A 17,673-nucleotide genomic window follows, 5' to 3' on the forward strand; every position below is an offset into this window, starting at 1 on the left:
CACTCATGCCAAACAGCGGCCATGGACAGCACCACTTCTTCCTTCGATCATCGCCTCAAGGACAACGCCAGCAAAGTTGAGGCTGTCCTGAGTGAGCTTCTTGCAGACGCCTGTCTGAATGGCGAAATCGTTCGCCCCACACGGCTGCTCGAAGCGATGCGTCACGGCGTGCTGAATGGCGGCAAGCGGCTGAGGCCGTTTCTCGTAATGGAGACTGCAGCACTCCTCGGTGGCGACGGCGACGCGGCAGTCAGGATCGGTGCGGCGCTCGAATGCGTACATTGCTATTCGCTGGTGCATGACGACCTACCGGCCATGGATAATGACGACCTGCGCCGCGGGCAGCCGACCGTGCACATCGCCTTTGACTATGCGACAGCGATCCTTGCCGGCGACAGCCTCCTGACCTACGCCTTCGACATCATCGCAGCCCCGGAAACCGAACTGCCGGCGGGCCGAAAGATTGAACTCGTGCTGGCGCTGTCTCGCGCGGCCGGTATCGGCGGCATGGCCGGCGGCCAGGCTCTCGATCTTGCTGCCGAAAAAGAGACCCCGGACGAGCGCGGCGTTAACATGCTGCAGGCGATGAAAACTGGTGCCCTGATCCGCTTTGCCTGCGAAGCTGGCGCCATCATTGCCGGCGCCCCGCCTGAGGACCGTCAGCGGCTACGCATCTTCGGTGAAAAAATCGGTCTGGCCTTCCAGCTCGCTGACGATCTTCTCGACCTGACCGCTGATGCCGCAACTATGGGCAAGGCCACCGGCAAGGACGCCGCCCGCGGCAAAGGAACATTGGTCGCGCTGCACGGCCAGGCCTGGGCCGAAACCACGCTTGCACGACTGGTGACGGAAGCCTCCGAATTGCTGTCTCCCTATGGTGAGAAAGCGACCGTCCTGATCGAGACGGCCCGCTTCGTGGCAAACCGCAAGAGCTGAGAAACCCGTCATAGCCGAAGAGCGTTTTCGGATCGTCCGGGGGCCGTAAAGCAGCCCGAAATGTCTCCATGACAAGAATTATTCGGGACAAGAGTGACGTCTCAACGATTCCATGGCAATTCTGGCGCCCATTGCAATGTCAAACACACTGGAATCGGTCGCGCCGCCTGACCCCTCCCGGAGCTATCCCATGCATGAGGCGCTTGCCTATCTGCCGCAGATCCTGCCGGCCCATATTGCCTATATCATCGCCGTCGTCAGTCCAGGACCGGCGATCATGGCCATCATCGGAACATCGATGACGCATGGCCGCAAGGCGGGCATGACGATTTCGCTCGGCATCTTTGGCGGCTCGCTGACCTGGGCGACCGCTGCCGCAGCAGGCCTCGCCACTCTGTTAGAGACCTATGCGATTGCACTGGAGATCCTGAAGGTCGTTGGCGGTTTCTATCTGCTCTACCTCGCCTATAAGGCATTTCGCGCCGTGCGGGCGAGCGGCGACTTGCCGACCGCCAGGGAAGATAAAGCAAGCCCCTGCTTCGAGTCGCTGATCCTGCGTGGCTACGGCATCCACGTCACCAACCCGAAAGCGATCTTCGCCTGGCTCGCCATCATTGCGCTCGGCATGCCGCAGGGCGCACCAGCCTCCGTCGCCGTGCTAATCATTACGATCTGCTGCGCAACCGGTTTTGTAGTGTTCATGGGTTACGCGACGCTATTCTCCACAGCACACGCCTTGAAGATCTATAGGAATGCGCGCCGGTGGATAGAAGGCGCCATGGCCGGCTTCTATTGTTTCGCCGGCATCAAGCTGCTCACCAGCAACTTCTAAGGCCACTCCGGCGGCGGATCACTCCGCCGCGACGCTCTTCTGGCCGAAACGCTTCTCGATGTAATCCGCAACCAGCGCCTCGAACTCTGAAGCGATATTGGCGCCACGCAACGTCATTGCCTTCTTGCCGTCGATGAAGACGGGCGCAGCAGGCGTCTCGCCGGTGCCGGGCAGCGAGATACCGATATCGGCGTGCTTGCTCTCGCCGGGGCCGTTGACGATACAGCCCATGACGGCAACATTGAGCGCTTCGACGCCCGGATATTTCTCGCGCCAGACCGGCATGTTCTTGCGGATGTCGTTCTGGATATTCTGCGCCAACTCCTGGAACACGGTGGACGTCGTGCGGCCGCAACCGGGACAAGCGGCGACAACAGGCACGAACTGGCGGAAACCCATGACCTGCAGCAGTTCCTGCGCCACCTGCACCTCGCGGGTGCGGTCGCCATTCGGCTCCGGCGTCAGAGAGACGCGGATGGTATCGCCGATGCCGTGCTGCAGCACATATCCCATGGCCGCCGACGAGGCGACGATGCCCTTCGAGCCCATGCCCGCCTCCGTAAGACCGAGATGCAGTGCATGATCGGAGCGGGCGGCGAGCATGTTGTAGACGGCGATCAGGTCCTGCACCTGACTGACCTTGGCCGAGAGAATGATGCGATTGCGCGGCAGACCGATTTCCTCGGCGAGATCGGCCGATATCAACGCCGACTGCACGATCGTCTCGCGCGTGACCTCGCGGGCCGAGAGCGGCGAGCCCTCTGCGGCATTCCTGTCCATTAGCGCCGTCAGCAGGTCCTGGTCGAGCGAGCCCCAGTTGACGCCGATGCGCACCGGCTTGTCGTAGCGGATCGCCATCTCGATGATTTCGGCGAACTGCTTGTCCTTCTTGTCCTTGAAGCCGACATTGCCGGGATTGATGCGGTATTTCGCCAGCGCCTCGGCGCAAGCCGGGTGGTCGGCGAGCAGCTTGTGGCCAATATAGTGGAAATCGCCGATCAGGGGCACGTCCATGCCGAGGCGCAGCAGCCGTTCGCGAATCTTCGGCACGGCGGCGGCACTTTCATCGCGATCGACCGTGATGCGTACCAGTTCCGAACCGGCCCGGTAGAGGGCTGCGACCTGCGCCACCGTCGAATCGACATCGGCAGTATCGGTATTGGTCATGGACTGCACGACCACGGGCGCGCCGCCGCCAACGATGACGCCGCCAACATCAACGGCAACGGAAGAACGGCGCGGCTTCGGATCAAAATCGGTGGCGGACGACATGGAGAACTCGCGTTAGCCTCGGGAAATTGGTGCCTTTCAGGTGGATCACGAAGCGGTCGTTGTCAACCGTTTCGAACATCACTTTTGTTCCGGTAGCAGGCTGCGGTAGCACGCGAAAGCGACCAAATTAATGCGCGCTGTGGCCGATGCCGTCGGCGTAACGCGCCAGAGACGATAGCGCCAGCACGACGAGTAGCAGGACAGGCAACGCCATCAAGACCGGCGAGAAACCGACATGTTCGGCGGCGAAACCGATCGCGGAAGGGGCGATCAGCATGCCGGAATAGCCCATTGTGGTGACGACGGAGATGCCGATGCCAGGCTGCAGCCTCGGAATATTGCCCGCGGCCGAAAAGGCGATCGGGACCATGTTGGAAATGCCGATGCCGCAGAGCGCGAAGCCCACAATGGCAAGCTCCGCATTCGGCGCCAGCGCCGCAAGCAACATCCCGACAATCGCAAAGACCGTGCAGACGCGCAGCGTCTTGACGGCGCCCAACCGGTCGCGGACGAAATCGCCCGCAAAGCGCATCGTCGCCATGGTGAAAGAGAAGGCAGCGAAGCCGAAGCCCGACAGAGTAACCGATGCGGCCTTTTCCTGGCTGAGATAGAGCGCGCTCCAGTCGAGTACGGCACCTTCCGGGATCATGCAGAACAAAGCCATCATGCCGAGCAGCCAGGGCAGCGGGATCAAAGGCAAGCGCGCCTTGGGCTTTACCTCGTCCGGATGCGGTTGATCACCGAGGATCATCGGCCAGGCAACCGCCAGAAAGAAGAGGGAAAGGGCGGTCGCGACCTCAGCATGTCCGAGCACGCCCCAACGCGAGATCAGAAAGCCGCCGATCGCCGAACCGATGAGGCCGCCGAGGCTCCAGAAGGCGTGGCAGGACGACATGATTGCCCGATGCATGGATTTCTCCACCGAGACGGCATTGGCGTTCATCGCCACATCCATGCCGCCTATGAAGCCGCCGAACAGGAAGATGGCGATCGCGGCGGTCCAGACACTCTGGGTGACGGTCAAGGCCAGCAGCATCGGCAGCAGCAGCACGGCGAAGGCCTTGACGACGATTTTCGAGCCGCGCCCGGCAATCTGCGCACCGGCCATCGGCATCATCACCAGCGATCCCAGGCCGAAAACCAGAATCATCAGGCCAAGTTCGAATTTGGACAGTTGCAGCCGTTCGGCGAACTCCGGGATCTTTGGCGCCCAGCAGCCGACAGTGAAGCCGTTCATCAAAAACAGTAGGGAAACGGCTGTGCGCGATTTCGTGAAGAATCCGCTTCTGCGGGCCTGAAAACGCTCGGATCGCGTCATATCATCCATAGTTAATCCCCCAAATCGGTGCGCGCAGCATATTTAAATCGATTGAAATCTCAATGTCCGAGATGAGTCGCATCGGTCACATTTCGTCTCCGTCTGTTAAAACGGAGGCAGCGAAGCCACAACCGCAAATAAACTTTCCCACCCAATCTAGCTTGCCCCTATGGCCTATTGACGGCGAAAAACTAGCCTCCTATCGGTTGAGCTTTAAAGAGTTTTCGATTGGCCCACCTCAAGCCATTCCCATGGTGCGTTCGTGAAAAATCCCATCAGCTACGGCATCCTGCTTACGGTGTTTGCCTATATGCTGTTCACTGCCCACGACTCGGTGGTGAAATTGCTCGTCGTCAGCATTCCGGTCTGGCAAATCCTGTTCTGGCGAAGCTGCACCATCCTCATCGGCTGCTTCCTCTTCGAGGGCCCATTGCTGGCGCGCAAAGTGGCGCGCTCGCCGATCATCAAGCCGATGATCGTCCGCAGCATTCTGCTGGTGATCGCGTGGACCTCCTATTATTCAGCCGCCCGTTACCTGCAGCTTGCCGAAGTCACCACGCTCTACTATGCAGCCCCGATCGTCGGGACGATTCTTGCGACCATCGTGCTGCGCGAGAAGGTCACCTTCGCCCGCTGGATGGCCGTCGGCGTCGGCTTTTGCGGGGTGGTGATCGCCTCCAACCCGGTCGGTCTGTCGATCTCATGGCCCGTCTATCTGGCTCTGCAGGCGGCCGTGCTTTGGGCAACCGGCATGGTGCTGCTGCGCAAGACCGCACTGCACGAAAAAAGCCATATCCAGATGGCCGTCTCCAACATCATCTTCATCCTGCTGACGGGCACGATGGCCTTTCTACACTGGAAGACGCCGACGACTTACGAGCTGATCCTGCTTTGCAGCACCGGCGTTATCGCCGGGGTGGCGCAATTGGCGCTGTTCGAAGGCATGCGACAGGCGCCGGTCTCGGTTTTGGCGCCGTTCGAATACACCTCGCTGGTCTGGGCCTTCCTTCTCGGCTTTCTGATCTGGGGGGATATTCCCAAGATGAACACCTTCATCGGCGCCATCCTGATCCTCAGCGCCGGCGTGATAGTCATCGTCAGCGAGCGGTTGCGGCGAGTATCCGCAATTGAGCGAAGCGAAGCATAGCATGATCCCGGCTCCGCACGCATGGCAATTGCCACCCGCAAATGAGGTTGCTGACGACGCGCCCGTGCTTGGTTGTCTCCAATCTGCATCTGCACGGTGGTAAGATCACAAATCTCAACCCTTTGAGAAAAATATTCGCACTTGCCCATTTCTTTTGCAGTTTTCTACGCTCTCCCGCACCAGTTTTTCTGCAATGTATTCGGCATCGATTGATGTCGCTCAAGAAACGGAAGAAAACAATGAACTGGTTGAAGACTGTCGCCGCTGTCGCCTTCGTGCAGGCTGCATTCCTGCTCCCCGCCCACGCCGGCGATAACTTGAGGGCGATCCAGTCCGCTGGCGCCCTGAAAATCGGCACGGAAGGCACCTATGCACCCTTCACCTATCACGACGAAAGCGGCAAGCTCGTCGGCTTTGATGTCGAGATCGCCGAAGCCATCGCTGGCAAGCTCGGCGTCAAGGCGCAGTTTCTGGAAGGCAAGTGGGATGGCCTGATCGCCGGCCTCGATGCCAACCGTTACGACACGGTCATCAACGAAGTCGGCATCACCGATGCCCGCAAGCAGAAATACGATTTCTCCGATCCTTACATCGCCTCCAAGGCCGTGCTGATCGTCAAGGACAGCAACAGCGACATCAAGGACTTTGCCGATCTCAAGGGCAAGAAGGCCGCACAGTCGCTGACCAGCAATTTCGGCAAGCTCGCCCAAACGTCTGGTGCCGACCTCGTCGGCACAGATGGCTTCGATCAGTCGATCCAGCTCGTGCTCACCGGGCGCGCCGACGCAACAATCAACGACAGCCTATCCTTCTTCGATTTCAAAAAACACAAGCCGGATGCGCCGGTGAAGATCGTCGCCCAGCAGGCCAATGCTGATTATTCCGCCGCCATTATCCGCAAGGGTGAGCCGGAGCTGCAGGCCGCCATCAACAAGGCGCTGGCCGACATCAAGGCTGACGGTACCTACGCCAAGATTTCCCAGAAATACTTCGGCCAAGACGTTTCGAAGTAATAGGCACAGCCGACAAACTGTGAAAAAGATGCGTCCGGAATCCTTTCCGGACGCATTCTCTTATTGAAAGGCCGCTTCTCCGTGCAGCACTGGTTGCAATTGATGTGGGACTCATTGGGCTCGCTGTTATGGGCGGGACTTGTCTTTACCATCCCACTCACCCTGATCACGTTCGTTCTCGGCCTGCTGCTCGGTCTGCTAACCGCCGTTACGCGGCTTTTCGGGCCGTGGCCGCTTGCCGCCATCGCGCGCTTCTACGTCTGGGTGATCCGCGGCACGCCGCTGCTAGTGCAGCTCTTCGTCATCTTCTATGGTCTGCCGAGCCTCGGCATCTTGCTCGACGCCTTTCCCGCCGCCGTCATCGGTTTCACGCTGAGCGTCGGTGCATATGCGTCCGAGATCATCCGCGCCGTCATCTCCTCGGTGCCGAAGGGCCAATGGGAAGCAGCATATTCCATCGGCATGAGCTGGCGGCAGGCCATGAATCGCACCATCCTGCCGCAGGCCGCACGCGTTGCGGTGCCGCCGCTGTCGAACACCTTCATCTCACTCGTCAAGGACACCTCGCTTGCCGCCGCGATCACCGTGCCGGAACTATTCCAGGCCGCGCAGCGTATCGTGGCGACAACCTATGAGCCGCTGATCCTCTATATCCAAGCGGCCCTGATCTATCTCGTCATGAGTTCCGTCCTGTCGGCGCTGCAGGTCTCTCTCGAACGCCGTTTCGCCCGCTATGGCGGCGCCCTGGAGGAGGCACGAACATGATCGAGCTGTCGCATATCGAAAAACGCTTCGGCGACAATGTCATCCTGAAAGACATTAGCCTGCTGATCCCGGAAGGCACGGTTACGGCGCTCGTGGGCCCCTCCGGCGGCGGCAAGAGCACGCTGCTGCGCTGTATCAACCTTCTGGAAATCCCGACAGCGGGCATCATCCGCATCGGTGGGGAGACGATCACTTTCCTACCGGGCAAGAAGACTCGCTGGCAGGACATCCAAAAGATCCGCCGGCAGACCGGCATGGTCTTCCAAAATTTCCAGCTCTTTCCACACCAGACGGCAATTCAGAATGTCATGGAAGGCTTGATGACGGTGCTGCGCTGGCCAGCAGAAAGGGCGCGTAACCGCGCCGTGGAGCTTTTGACCAAGGTCGGAATGGCGCACAAGATGGACGCTTGGCCCTCGACGCTATCAGGCGGACAGCAGCAGCGCGTGGCGATCGCCCGTGCGCTTGCCCCCTCGCCCCGCGTTCTTCTCTGCGACGAGCCGACCTCGGCGCTCGATCCGGAACTCGCCGCGGAAGTCGTCGACGTTCTCGGAAAGCTCGCCAATGAAGGCACGACCATGGTGATGGCAACCCATGACCTGCGCCTCGCATCGAAGATCGCCACCAGCGTCGTCTTCCTCGAGGCCGGTAACATCGTCGAAACCGGCCCCTCCCGCAGCATCTTCGGCGCGCCGACACAGGAGCGGACAAAGCAGTTTATCTCCACGCTGAATGCAGGGCACAGCTACGATATTTGAGGAAAACCCCTCGCCCCTGCGAGAGGGCCGCGCGGGGCGAGGGGGCATTACCGGGAGTAAAATGCCTTTCGCTTACCGCTCAAGGCTTTCGTCAGGCTGCTCCGAGCCCCTCATCCGCCCTCTGAGCTTGTCGAAGGGCGTGCACCTTCTCCCCCGAGGGGGAGAAGGTAGGAAAGCTCAAGCCCCGTAAACCACCAGCAGGTCCTTGGCATCGATCTGGTCGCCGGCGCGGACCAGGACTTCGGCGATTGTGCCGTCCTTTTCCGCATGCAGCGCCGTTTCCATCTTCATCGCTTCGATAGATACCAGCACGTCGCCGGCCTTGATCGCCTGGCCGGGCGAAACGAAGACGGTGGAGATGACGCCCGGCATCGGTGCGCCAACATGGGCGATATTGCCAGCCTCGGCCTTGCGGCGGATGGCGCTCCCAGTGGCACCGTGAGCGCGATCCGGCACCTTGATGCGGCGTGGCTGGCCGTTGAGCTCGAAGAACACCGTCACCATGCCCTTGTCGTCGGTCGCCGTCATCGCCTGGTTGACGACGACGAGCGTCTTGCCCTTCTCGATCTCGGCAAAGAGCTCGCCGCCTTCCTTCAGGCCGTAGAAATAGGCGGGCGTTGGCAAGACCGAAACCGGGCCGTAGGTATCGGCAACGAACGCATAGTCAGTGAAGACCTTCGGATACATCAGGTAGGAGGCGAATTCGAAGTCATCGACCTTCCGCTCCAGCTTGGCCTCTATCGCCTTGCGCTCGGCATCGAGATCAGCTTCGGCCAGCAGCGAGCCCGGGCGCACCGTGTAGGGCTTGTCGCCCTTTAGCGCCTTCTTCTGCAAGGCTTGCGGCCATCCGCTCGGCGGCTGACCGAGATCGCCCTTGAGCATCGAGACGACCGAGTCCGGGAAGGCAATATCCCTGGCCGGGTTCTCGACATCGGCAACGGTCAGATCCTGGGAAACCATCATCAGCGCCATGTCGCCGACCACCTTGGAAGACGGCGTCACCTTAACGATATCGCCGAACATCTGGTTGGCGTCGGCATAGGCCTGCGCCACCTGGTGCCAGCGGGTCTCAAGACCAAGCGACCGGGCCTGCTCTTTGAGGTTTGTGAACTGCCCGCCCGGCATTTCGTGCAGGTAGACTTCAGAGGCCGGACCCTTGAGATCACTTTCGAAGGCGGCGTACTGATGACGCACCGCTTCCCAGTAGAAGGAGATGCGGCGGATCCATTCGGGATCGAGGCCCGGATCGCGCTCCGTTCCCTTCAGTGCCTCGACGATCGAACCAAGGCAGGGCTGTGACGTGTTGCCGGACAGTGCATCCATCGCCGCATCGACCGCATCGACGCCAGCATCGACCGCGGCAAGAACGGTTGCCGCCGCAATGCCGGAGGTATCGTGCGTGTGGAAATGGATCGGCAGGCCGGTCGCCTCGCGCAGCGCCTTGAAGAGCACCTTCGCCGCAGCCGGCTTCAAGAGGCCAGCCATATCCTTCAGCGCGATGATGTGGGCGCCCGCCTTTTCTAGCTCGACGGCGAGATCGGCGTAATATTTCAGGTCATACTTCGGGCGGGCGGAGTTGAGGATATCGCCCGTGTAGCAGATCGCCGCCTCGCAGAGCTTGTTCTCCTCGGCAACAGCGTCCATCGACACGCGCATGTTCTCGACCCAGTTCAGGCAGTCGAAGACGCGGAAGAGGTCGATACCACCCTTGGCCGCCTGCCGGACGAAGTATTTGACGACATTGTCGGGATAGTTGGTGTAACCGACGCCGTTGGCGCCGCGCAAAAGCATCTGCAAGAGCAGGTTCGGCGCGCCCTCTCGGATCAGCGACAGCCGTTCCCATGGGTCTTCGGTAAGGAAGCGCATGGAGACGTCGAAGGTGGCGCCGCCCCAGCATTCCAGCGACAGCAATTGCGGCAGAGCGCGCGCATAGGTGCCGGCGACACGGGCGATGTCGAATGTGCGCATGCGAGTGGCGAGCAGCGATTGATGGCCGTCGCGCATCGTCGTGTCGGTCATCAGCACGCGCTTTTCGTTGCGCATCCACTCGGCGAATTTCTGCGGACCGAGCTTGTCGAGCCGCTGTTTGCTGCCGTCCGGAACCTCGCCGTCGATATAGGGCAATACCGGTTCGGCAGCCTTCGGCGAGGGCGCCGGCCGGCCGCGGGCCTCCGGATGGCCGTTGACGGTGACATCGGCGAGATAGGTCAAAAGCTTGGTCGCGCGGTCCTGCCGCTTGACCTGCTGGAACAGCTCCGGCGTCGTGTCGATGAAGCGCGTCGTATAGCTGTTGTCGCGGAATTTCGGATGGGTGATGATCGCTTCAAGGAAAGTCAGGTTCGTCGCCACGCCGCGGATTCGAAACTCGCGCAGCGCGCGGTCCATGCGGGCGATCGCCTCCGAAGGCGTCGAGGCCCAGGCCGTCACCTTGACCAGCAAGGGATCGTAGAAACGGGTGATGATCGCCCCGGTATAGGCAGTGCCGCCATCGAGACGAATGCCGAAACCGGCGGCCGAACGGTAAGCGGTGATGCGGCCATAATCCGGAATGAAATTATGTTCCGGGTCTTCGGTGGTGACACGGCACTGCAGGGCATGGCCGTTGAGGTGGATATCCTCCTGCTTCGGCACGCCCGATTCCGGCGTGCCGATGGCGAAACCGTCGAGGATATGGATCTGCGCTTTAACGATGTCGATGCCGGTGACGACTTCGGTCACCGTATGCTCGACCTGAATGCGCGGGTTGACTTCAATGAAATAGAATTTGCCGGTATCGGCATCCATTAGATATTCGACGGTGCCGGCGCCGACATAATTGGTTGCGCCGGCGATCTTCAGGGAATAGGCGGCCAGTTCCTGCCGCTGCGCGTCAGTGAGATAGGGCGCAGGCGCGCGCTCGACGACCTTCTGGTTGCGGCGCTGGACAGAGCAGTCGCGCTCAAAAAGATGTACGACATTGCCGTGCGTATCGCCGAGGATCTGGCTTTCGACGTGGCGGGCACGCTCGACCAGCTTTTCGAGATAGACCTCGTCCTTGCCGAACGCAGCCTTCGCCTCGCGCTTGGCTTCCGTCACTTCCTTGGCGAGATCAGCCTCGGCGCGGATGACGCGCATGCCACGGCCACCGCCGCCCCAGGAGGCTTTGAGCATGACCGGATAGCCGATCTCCCCGGCCATGCGTGCGACTTCCTTCATGTCATCCGGCAACGGCTCGGTGGCCGGCACGACGGGCACGCCGACGGAAATGGCCAGGTTGCGGGCTGCGACCTTGTTGCCTAGCTGGCGCATCGTATCGGCTCTTGGGCCGATAAAGACGATGCCGGCCGCGTCGCAGGCATCGACGAATTCCGGGCTTTCCGACAAAAGGCCATAGCCGGGATGGATGGCATCGGCGCCCGACAGCTTGGCGACGCGGATGATCTCATCGATCGACAGATAGCTTTCGATCGGGCCGAGATCGCGGGCAAGATGCGGGCCGCGACCGACCTGATAGCTTTCGTCGGCCTTGAAGCGATGCAGCGCGAGTTTGTCTTCCTCGGCCCAGATGGCGACTGTTTTTATGCCGAGCTCATTGGCCGCGCGAAAAACGCGGATGGCAATCTCGGAACGGTTGGCAACTAGGATTTTGGAAATAGGCAATGCGCTCTCCTCACGGCATTGAAACGGGCAATGCTGCACCCGCGAAGAGAATTCTTAACTTCTTGTCACAAGAAGTTCAATTTCCCACGGCACCTGAAACCAAAATTGTTGCCGTTATGGAATAAGTCCGTTTCTTATAGCTATGGCAACGATGTGCTGCCGGTTCTTGGCGTTCAGTTTGTCCTGGATGCTATTCATGTACCAATCGACGGTGTGATTAGAGATTTTGAGCATCCGGCTGATCTCCATCGAGGTCATGCCTTCCGCCAGATGGTTCAACACCTCCATCTCGCGCTTGGTCAGCTTGAGGTCGGTTTTGGAGGCCTCCTCCAGGGATCGCGCTTCATCGCGCAGTTCCAGAAGCCTCCAGAACGCTTTCTTCGCCACGGCATCGAAGAGAGAGATTTCCACTGGTGATAGATCAATCACATTGCCGCCGATCGTCATATTGCCGAGCAGACCGCTGCGCCCGTGAATGGGAAAGATATAGCCATCGATGAGTCCGTTGGCACGCGCATCGGCCATCATCTGCTCCATGCGCCGGCGGAGCGGATCGCCCTTCATCGCCACCACGGCATCCCGCCAGCGGAAGGGTCGCTGCGCGCGGCCGAGATAGCGGATGGTGGGATCGATCAGGACGTATCTCTTGGCAACATAGGTGAGCGGCCATTTGTCCGGCCAGCGTCCGGCAAGCACTGGGTTCATGTGATCGGTATTCGGCCGCGGCGCCTTTATCAGCCCATAAAAATCGAACCTGTAGGACCGCAGCACCTGTTCCAGCTCCGCGACAACATTCTTGGAAAGCTTGCATTCTTCAATAACTACAAGCAATTGTATTAAGGAATGAATATTCACGTGCACCCCCTGGCCTAGAAGCCTGGTTGTTCGTCAGCAGATACCACCATCATGATCCGCCTTGCCTCCGGCGCGGCCGATGGCGGGCAAACATACCTAGGTCGAAATAAAATTGAACGTCTTTGGCGAAGAATTTACAGATCAACCCCAAATAGCAACCGCATCGCCGCGCGACAATGCCAATACATCAACTATTCGCAAACTGTCACAGCTCTCGGGCGGCCGCTTGAACGTCCTTACGCACATGAGCGAAACGCGCAAAAATTCCCTTGTAAAATCAGTGTCAGATTCCGTTAATCGCCGGTTCAGGTAGCGATCTGTAGCATCCAGCATTCCTAATTTTGCGAATGCACAGAGGGTGCCCGACGTGTCGCTGTTCAAAGTCTATGCAAGAGCCCTGAAGTACCTTGGCGCGTATCGATATCGCGTCTGGATGGTTGTCATCGCAAACATCGCGCTGGCTATGACCACCATTTACGAACCGGTCCTGTTCGGCCGCATCTTCGACGCCATCGCCAAACAACAGGCCGTGGCGCCGACCATGATGTTGTGGGCAGGTTTCGCCGTCTTCAGCGCAGTGGCGTTCATCGTGGTTTCCCGCGAGGCGGACCGTCTCGCCCATGGGCGTCGCGCATCTCTGCTGACCGAAGCGTTCAGCCGCATCATTTCCATGCCGCTCTCCTGGCACAGTCAGCGCGGCACGGCGAGCGCGCTGAACACGCTGCTGCGCGCCTGTGAAGCCTTGTTCGGCCTCTGGCTCGAATTTATGCGCAACCATCTTTCGACGGCGGTCGCTCTTGTCGTGATGATTCCGACGGCCATGTCGATGGATTTGCGCCTTTCCGCCGTTCTAATCCTGCTCGGCGTCTTCTACTGGATCATCGGCCGCCTCGTCATGAACCGAACGAAGGATGGCCAGACCTCGGTCGAAAGCCACTATAACACGGTGTTCTCGCATGTCAGCGACAGCATCAGCAACGTTTCTGTGCTGCATAGCTATAACCGCATCGAAGCCGAAACCAAGGCGCTAAAGTCCTTCACCGAACGGCTGCTCGCCGCACAGTATCCGGTTCTCGACTGGTGGGCACTCGCCGGTGCGCTGAACCGCACGGCCTCGACCGTCGCGATGATGGCGATCCTGATGATCGGTACGCTGCTTGTTCAAAACGGCAGCCTGAGCCTCGGCGCGCTGATCACCTTCATCGCCTTCGCCAACGTGCTGATCGGCCGCCTGGAACAACTGCGCAACTTCGCCAACCAGATTTTCGAAGCGCGCGCCAAGCTGGAAGACTTCTACACTCTGGAAGATTCCGTCCGTGATCGTGAGGAGCCGGCCGGCCTTGCCGAGATCAAGGACGTCAAGGGTGAAGTCGAGTTCCGCAATGTATCCTTCGGCTTCGGTAACACGTCGCAGGGCCTGCACAACATCAACTTCACGGTGAAGGCCGGCCAGACGGTCGCCATCGTCGGCCCGACCGGCGCCGGCAAGACGACGCTGGTCAACCTGCTGCAGCGTGTCTTCGATCCGCAGGAGGGCCAGATCCTTGTCGACGGCAATGACATCACCAAGGTGACGCGTAAGTCGTTGCGCCGCTACATTGCCACCGTCTTCCAGGATGCCGGGCTGCTCAACCGTTCGATCAGCGATAACATTCGTCTCGGCCGCGAAGGTGCGACCGAAGAGGAGATGGTCCGTGCCGCGGAAGCAGCGGCCGCCAACGACTTCATCGAGAATCGCGAAAGCGGCTACGAGACCCGGGTCGGTGAACGCGGCAACAAGCTCTCTGGCGGTGAGCGTCAGCGAATCGCCATCGCCCGCGCCATCCTGAAGGACGCGCCGATCCTCGTGCTCGACGAGGCGACTAGCGCGCTCGACGTGGAGACCGAAAACCGGGTGAAGGCGGCGATCGACAATCTACGCCAGAACCGCACTACCTTCATCATCGCCCACCGCCTGTCGACGGTACGCGAGGCCGATATCGTCCTCTTCCTCGACAACGGCCGCGTGATCGAAAACGGCAGCTTCAGCGAGCTCAGCCAGAGCAACGGGCGTTTTGCTGCCCTGCTGCGCGCCAGCGGCATCCTGACGGACGACGAAGTCCGCAAGGCACACGCTACAGAAAACGAAGCCGCCTGATCATTTACATGGGGCCGCATAAAGATCGAAGCCGGGAGAGCGATGCTTTCCCGGCTTTTTTTGCCAAATTTTCGGTCAGGCGGTGTTTCGTTGGCATATGCCACTGCGGCCCTGGCCTCGCCCCTTACCAGCAAGAAACGTCCCCGCCGAATGCACGGGCCGCATCAAAAACAAGAAAGGCCCGGTAGGAAAAACCGAGCCTTTCTCCTTCTCTGATCGGAGGTCAATTCGGTTTTGGCGTCAAGCTGGAGTCAAGGCAAACGTCAAACCGGTTATGACTGGCGTCATCCCGGGATCAGATCAGAACTTGCGCTCGAAGCGGAGTACGCCCGCCCATTGGTCTTTGTCGGCAGCGTCCCAATCGGTGTAAGACACTTCCGGCTCGATCAGCAGATCCTTGACCGGACGCCAGGCGACGTTGGCGGTTGCGGCAAAGATCTTCGAGTCGGTGTAGGCAACCTGAGCGTTGGCCTGCAGCTTCGGCGTCAACTGATAGCTGGCGCCTGTCCAGAAGGCCCAGTCACCCCAGCCGCAATCCGCGCCATTCGTCGGGCAGGCTGCGCGGTTGGTGTTGAGGTAGGAACCGGCATACTTATTGAGCTTGTCGCCATCCGTGTTCCAGCCGCCCATGAGGAAGGCCTTGAAGTCGCCGAAATCGGCGTCGATGCGCGCCTTGACGGCGCCTTCCTCGACAATGCTGTCGTAGCCGCCGATGACCCGCAGCGTCCACGCGCCCGCCTTGTAGCCGGCGCCGGCAACAACGTCGGGAGCATAGTGATTGGCCTTGCCGGTTTGCCACGCGCCTCCATAGGACGAGCTATCGGCCGACGAATTGGAATCCTCCAGCGAGATCACCGCCGTGAAGCCGTTGCCGGCGTCATACTTGTAGGTGAACTGGTTGAGTTCCTTCGGGCCGTCATAAATGACATCGTCGTTGATGACGTTGCCGGCATAGCCCATGTAAAGGTTATACTGCGAGTCGAGCTTGCCGACTGTGAAGCCGGCGAGGCTGATGTTGGCCCAAAGCAGCTTGGTGGTGGTGCTGCCGCCCTCCTGCCAGTCCCAACGGTAAACGGTGTTAGTCTTCAGCGGACCGTATTCGGTATCGGTCGCCGTGTCGATGTTGAGCTCGGCGCGGGTGTGCCAGAGCGTACCGTTCTTGCTGTTGGGGTTATAGGCATCATACCATTCGCCTTCGGTACGGACGCGGCCGCCGATCTTAAGGCAGGTTTCAGTACCCGGAATAAAGAAGTAACCGGCGCCATAGGCGTCGCAGATGCGAACATATTCAAGCGGTTCCGGCTCGGCGGCCACAATGGCGTCGGCCGCCTGTGCCCCCGACGCGGCTGCCAGAGCGGCGGCCGAACCGAGAAGAAGACTTCTGATATTCATAAATACTCCAATCTAGTATCGATTGGGCATGAGCTATCGCGCCGAAAATTCGACGTTCCCTACCCCATTCCCGTTTTGACAATCCCCACGATTGCGTCATGCACCCATTCGGGCGCGTATGGCGCCGGGGTGGCGGCACTCCCCGAGCACCGTCACGACGCCGATGTAGGACGTTCAATTTTGCACAACAAGATTTTGAGCAATAGAATCTTTGCTGCAACGCAGCAGGTCACCGGCGCGTTGCAGAAAAATCACATCACACTTCGTTCACACAAATGCCACAAAACAAAATGCCAATATAATTCAATGGATTACTTGTGGTGGTATCCCATGGCCGCAGAGCTGGCTATCGGCGTTTTTCGATGCGCACCGGCAGAGGGAGCGCACCCAAGGACGTCGCGACAGGCGGCCGGCCCGCGGCATTCAGCCGTTTATGCTCGAGATAATAGGCATAGGCGAACTGTGCGGCAATGCCGACAAGGACATAGGCGCCGCCGACAGCCGGGTCTTTGTTGGTGATGTAGAGGATGACCTGGCCGGCCATGGCCAGGATCGTGCCCGCAACGAAGATGTTGAGGGAGTGCCGCCCAAGGATCGCCAACGGATGATCGGCGGGCCGCTGCAGCAATCGCGAAATAGTCGGCATACTGATGAAGAGATAGGCAAGCGCCAGCACATGCAGCAATCGCGGCAGCGACAGAAAGGTCTTGTCGAAACCGGTGACCACCGTGGGCAGGCCGAAAGCAGCGAGGTGGTCGCCCAGAACCCAGAGCTTGTCGGTGACCCAGATGAAGGACAGCACGACATAGGCGAGCGATAGCGCAAACAAAACCGGGTTATAGGAAATCCGGCCGCCGCGCTTCACATGCATGATGGCCGCGAAGCCGATGACGAACAGGAGCTGCCAGGAGAGCGGGTTGAGAAACCAGAAGCCATCCAGCAGCGTCGTGTGCGGCGCGATGTGATAGATGCCGGCAATCAGCCAGACACTGGCGGAAACCAAAAGCAGGAGCAGCGAGCTTCGCGCCTCAAGCACCAGGATTAACGGCAACATCAGGAACAATGCGCCATACATCGGTAGGATATTGTTGTACCCGATCTGATGCCCGAGCAGCAGCAGGGCCGAAATGCCGCGAGCCGGGTCCATCAGCACGGCAAGGATGTTCACCTCGCAGAGCAAACCTGGCTGACGGAAAATCCAGGCGCCGGAGATAAACAGTACAAGCGTGATGAAGGTGGTAATCATGTGCGCCGCATAAAGCGTCAAGGCGCGCCTGATCGCCTTCCAGGCCATTGAAAGCTTATTGCCGGGCTTAAATCGCGAGCCGTAAGCGAGTCCGACGGAAATGCCGGAGATCAGCACGAACGCCTCAGCACCATCTGAGAAGCCGAAATTCTTGGTGGTCAGCCCTTCGAGAAACTGACCGGGCACATGATTGATGAAGATCGTGATCAGGGCCAAGGCCCTTAGAACATCCAGTCTCGTATCCCGCCGTGTCGCCGCCTTCGGCAAGCTGATTCGAGTTGCCGAAGCCACGTCGATATTAGCCCTGGAATTCATGGACTTCTCCTGTTCCGACAATCAAATGCGATCGGGGCCAAAGAGTTC

The 17,673-nt window shown here is 59.8% G+C and carries 13 protein-coding genes; 7 read left to right on the forward strand and 6 right to left on the reverse strand.

What is annotated here, in order from left to right:
• Positions 1 to 21 precede the first annotated feature (21 nt).
• On the forward strand, positions 22 to 936 hold the full coding sequence (locus PY650_RS01250; protein ID WP_285877251.1) for a polyprenyl synthetase family protein: 915 nt from the start codon (positions 22 to 24) through the stop codon (positions 934 to 936).
• Between the two features lie 190 nt (positions 937 to 1,126).
• On the forward strand, positions 1,127 to 1,768 hold the full coding sequence (locus PY650_RS01255) for a LysE family translocator (RefSeq protein WP_285877252.1): 642 nt from the start codon (positions 1,127 to 1,129) through the stop codon (positions 1,766 to 1,768).
• 18 nt (positions 1,769 to 1,786) lie between these two features.
• On the opposite strand, the gene ispG is transcribed toward PY650_RS01255, so the two are convergent.
• Both ispG and PY650_RS01265 read right to left on the reverse strand, forming a co-directional pair.
• Complete coding sequence (ispG, locus tag PY650_RS01260; protein WP_285877253.1) at positions 1,787 to 3,040, reverse strand: flavodoxin-dependent (E)-4-hydroxy-3-methylbut-2-enyl-diphosphate synthase; 1,254 nt, start codon at positions 3,038 to 3,040, stop codon at positions 1,787 to 1,789.
• Positions 3,041 to 3,167: 127 nt separating this feature from the next.
• A complete protein-coding gene (locus PY650_RS01265; protein ID WP_285877254.1) occupies positions 3,168 to 4,367 on the reverse strand; it encodes an MFS transporter in 1,200 nt (399 codons plus the stop codon).
• Positions 4,368 to 4,620: 253 nt separating this feature from the next.
• Between PY650_RS01265 and PY650_RS01270 the strand changes: the two genes are divergently transcribed.
• From PY650_RS01270 to PY650_RS01285, 4 genes are all read left to right on the forward strand, one after another.
• Entirely contained in the window at positions 4,621 to 5,505 is an 885-nt protein-coding gene (locus PY650_RS01270; RefSeq protein ID WP_285877255.1) for a DMT family transporter, read from the forward strand.
• 239 nt (positions 5,506 to 5,744) lie between these two features.
• On the forward strand, positions 5,745 to 6,518 hold the full coding sequence (locus tag PY650_RS01275) for an amino acid ABC transporter substrate-binding protein (protein WP_285877256.1): 774 nt from the start codon (positions 5,745 to 5,747) through the stop codon (positions 6,516 to 6,518).
• A 102-nt stretch (positions 6,519 to 6,620) separates the two neighbouring features.
• A complete protein-coding gene (locus tag PY650_RS01280) occupies positions 6,621 to 7,283 on the forward strand; it encodes an amino acid ABC transporter permease (protein ID WP_432761470.1) in 663 nt (220 codons plus the stop codon).
• On the forward strand, positions 7,280 to 8,041 hold the full coding sequence (locus PY650_RS01285) for an amino acid ABC transporter ATP-binding protein (protein ID WP_285877258.1): 762 nt from the start codon (positions 7,280 to 7,282) through the stop codon (positions 8,039 to 8,041). The genes PY650_RS01280 and PY650_RS01285 overlap by 4 nt, the downstream gene beginning before the upstream one ends.
• Positions 8,042 to 8,218: 177 nt before the next feature.
• Here the strand turns inward: PY650_RS01285 and pyc are convergent, their stop codons facing one another.
• Both pyc and PY650_RS01295 read right to left on the reverse strand, forming a co-directional pair.
• Positions 8,219 to 11,680 (reverse strand): pyruvate carboxylase, encoded by a 3,462-nt coding sequence (pyc, locus tag PY650_RS01290; RefSeq protein ID WP_285877259.1) that lies wholly within the window; start codon positions 11,678 to 11,680, stop codon positions 8,219 to 8,221.
• Positions 11,681 to 11,794: 114 nt separating this feature from the next.
• The gene (locus tag PY650_RS01295; protein ID WP_285877260.1) at positions 11,795 to 12,535 is read right to left on the reverse strand and encodes a helix-turn-helix transcriptional regulator; all 741 of its coding nucleotides are present in this window, start codon (positions 12,533 to 12,535) and stop codon (positions 11,795 to 11,797) included.
• Between the two features lie 367 nt (positions 12,536 to 12,902).
• Between PY650_RS01295 and PY650_RS01300 the strand changes: the two genes are divergently transcribed.
• A complete protein-coding gene (locus PY650_RS01300; RefSeq protein WP_285877261.1) occupies positions 12,903 to 14,672 on the forward strand; it encodes a glucan ABC transporter ATP-binding protein/ permease in 1,770 nt (589 codons plus the stop codon).
• Between the two features lie 300 nt (positions 14,673 to 14,972).
• Here the strand turns inward: PY650_RS01300 and PY650_RS01305 are convergent, their stop codons facing one another.
• Entirely contained in the window at positions 14,973 to 16,064 is a 1,092-nt protein-coding gene (locus PY650_RS01305; protein ID WP_285877262.1) for a porin, read from the reverse strand.
• 346 nt (positions 16,065 to 16,410) lie between these two features.
• On the reverse strand, positions 16,411 to 17,625 hold the full coding sequence (locus PY650_RS01310) for an OpgC family protein (protein WP_285877263.1): 1,215 nt from the start codon (positions 17,623 to 17,625) through the stop codon (positions 16,411 to 16,413).
• Between the last annotated feature and the right edge of the window lie 48 nt (positions 17,626 to 17,673).

It is taken from the genome of Martinezella calliandrae (assembly GCF_030272695.1).
In the GTDB taxonomy this organism is placed as follows: Bacteria; Pseudomonadota; Alphaproteobacteria; order Rhizobiales; family Rhizobiaceae; genus Rhizobium; species Rhizobium calliandrae.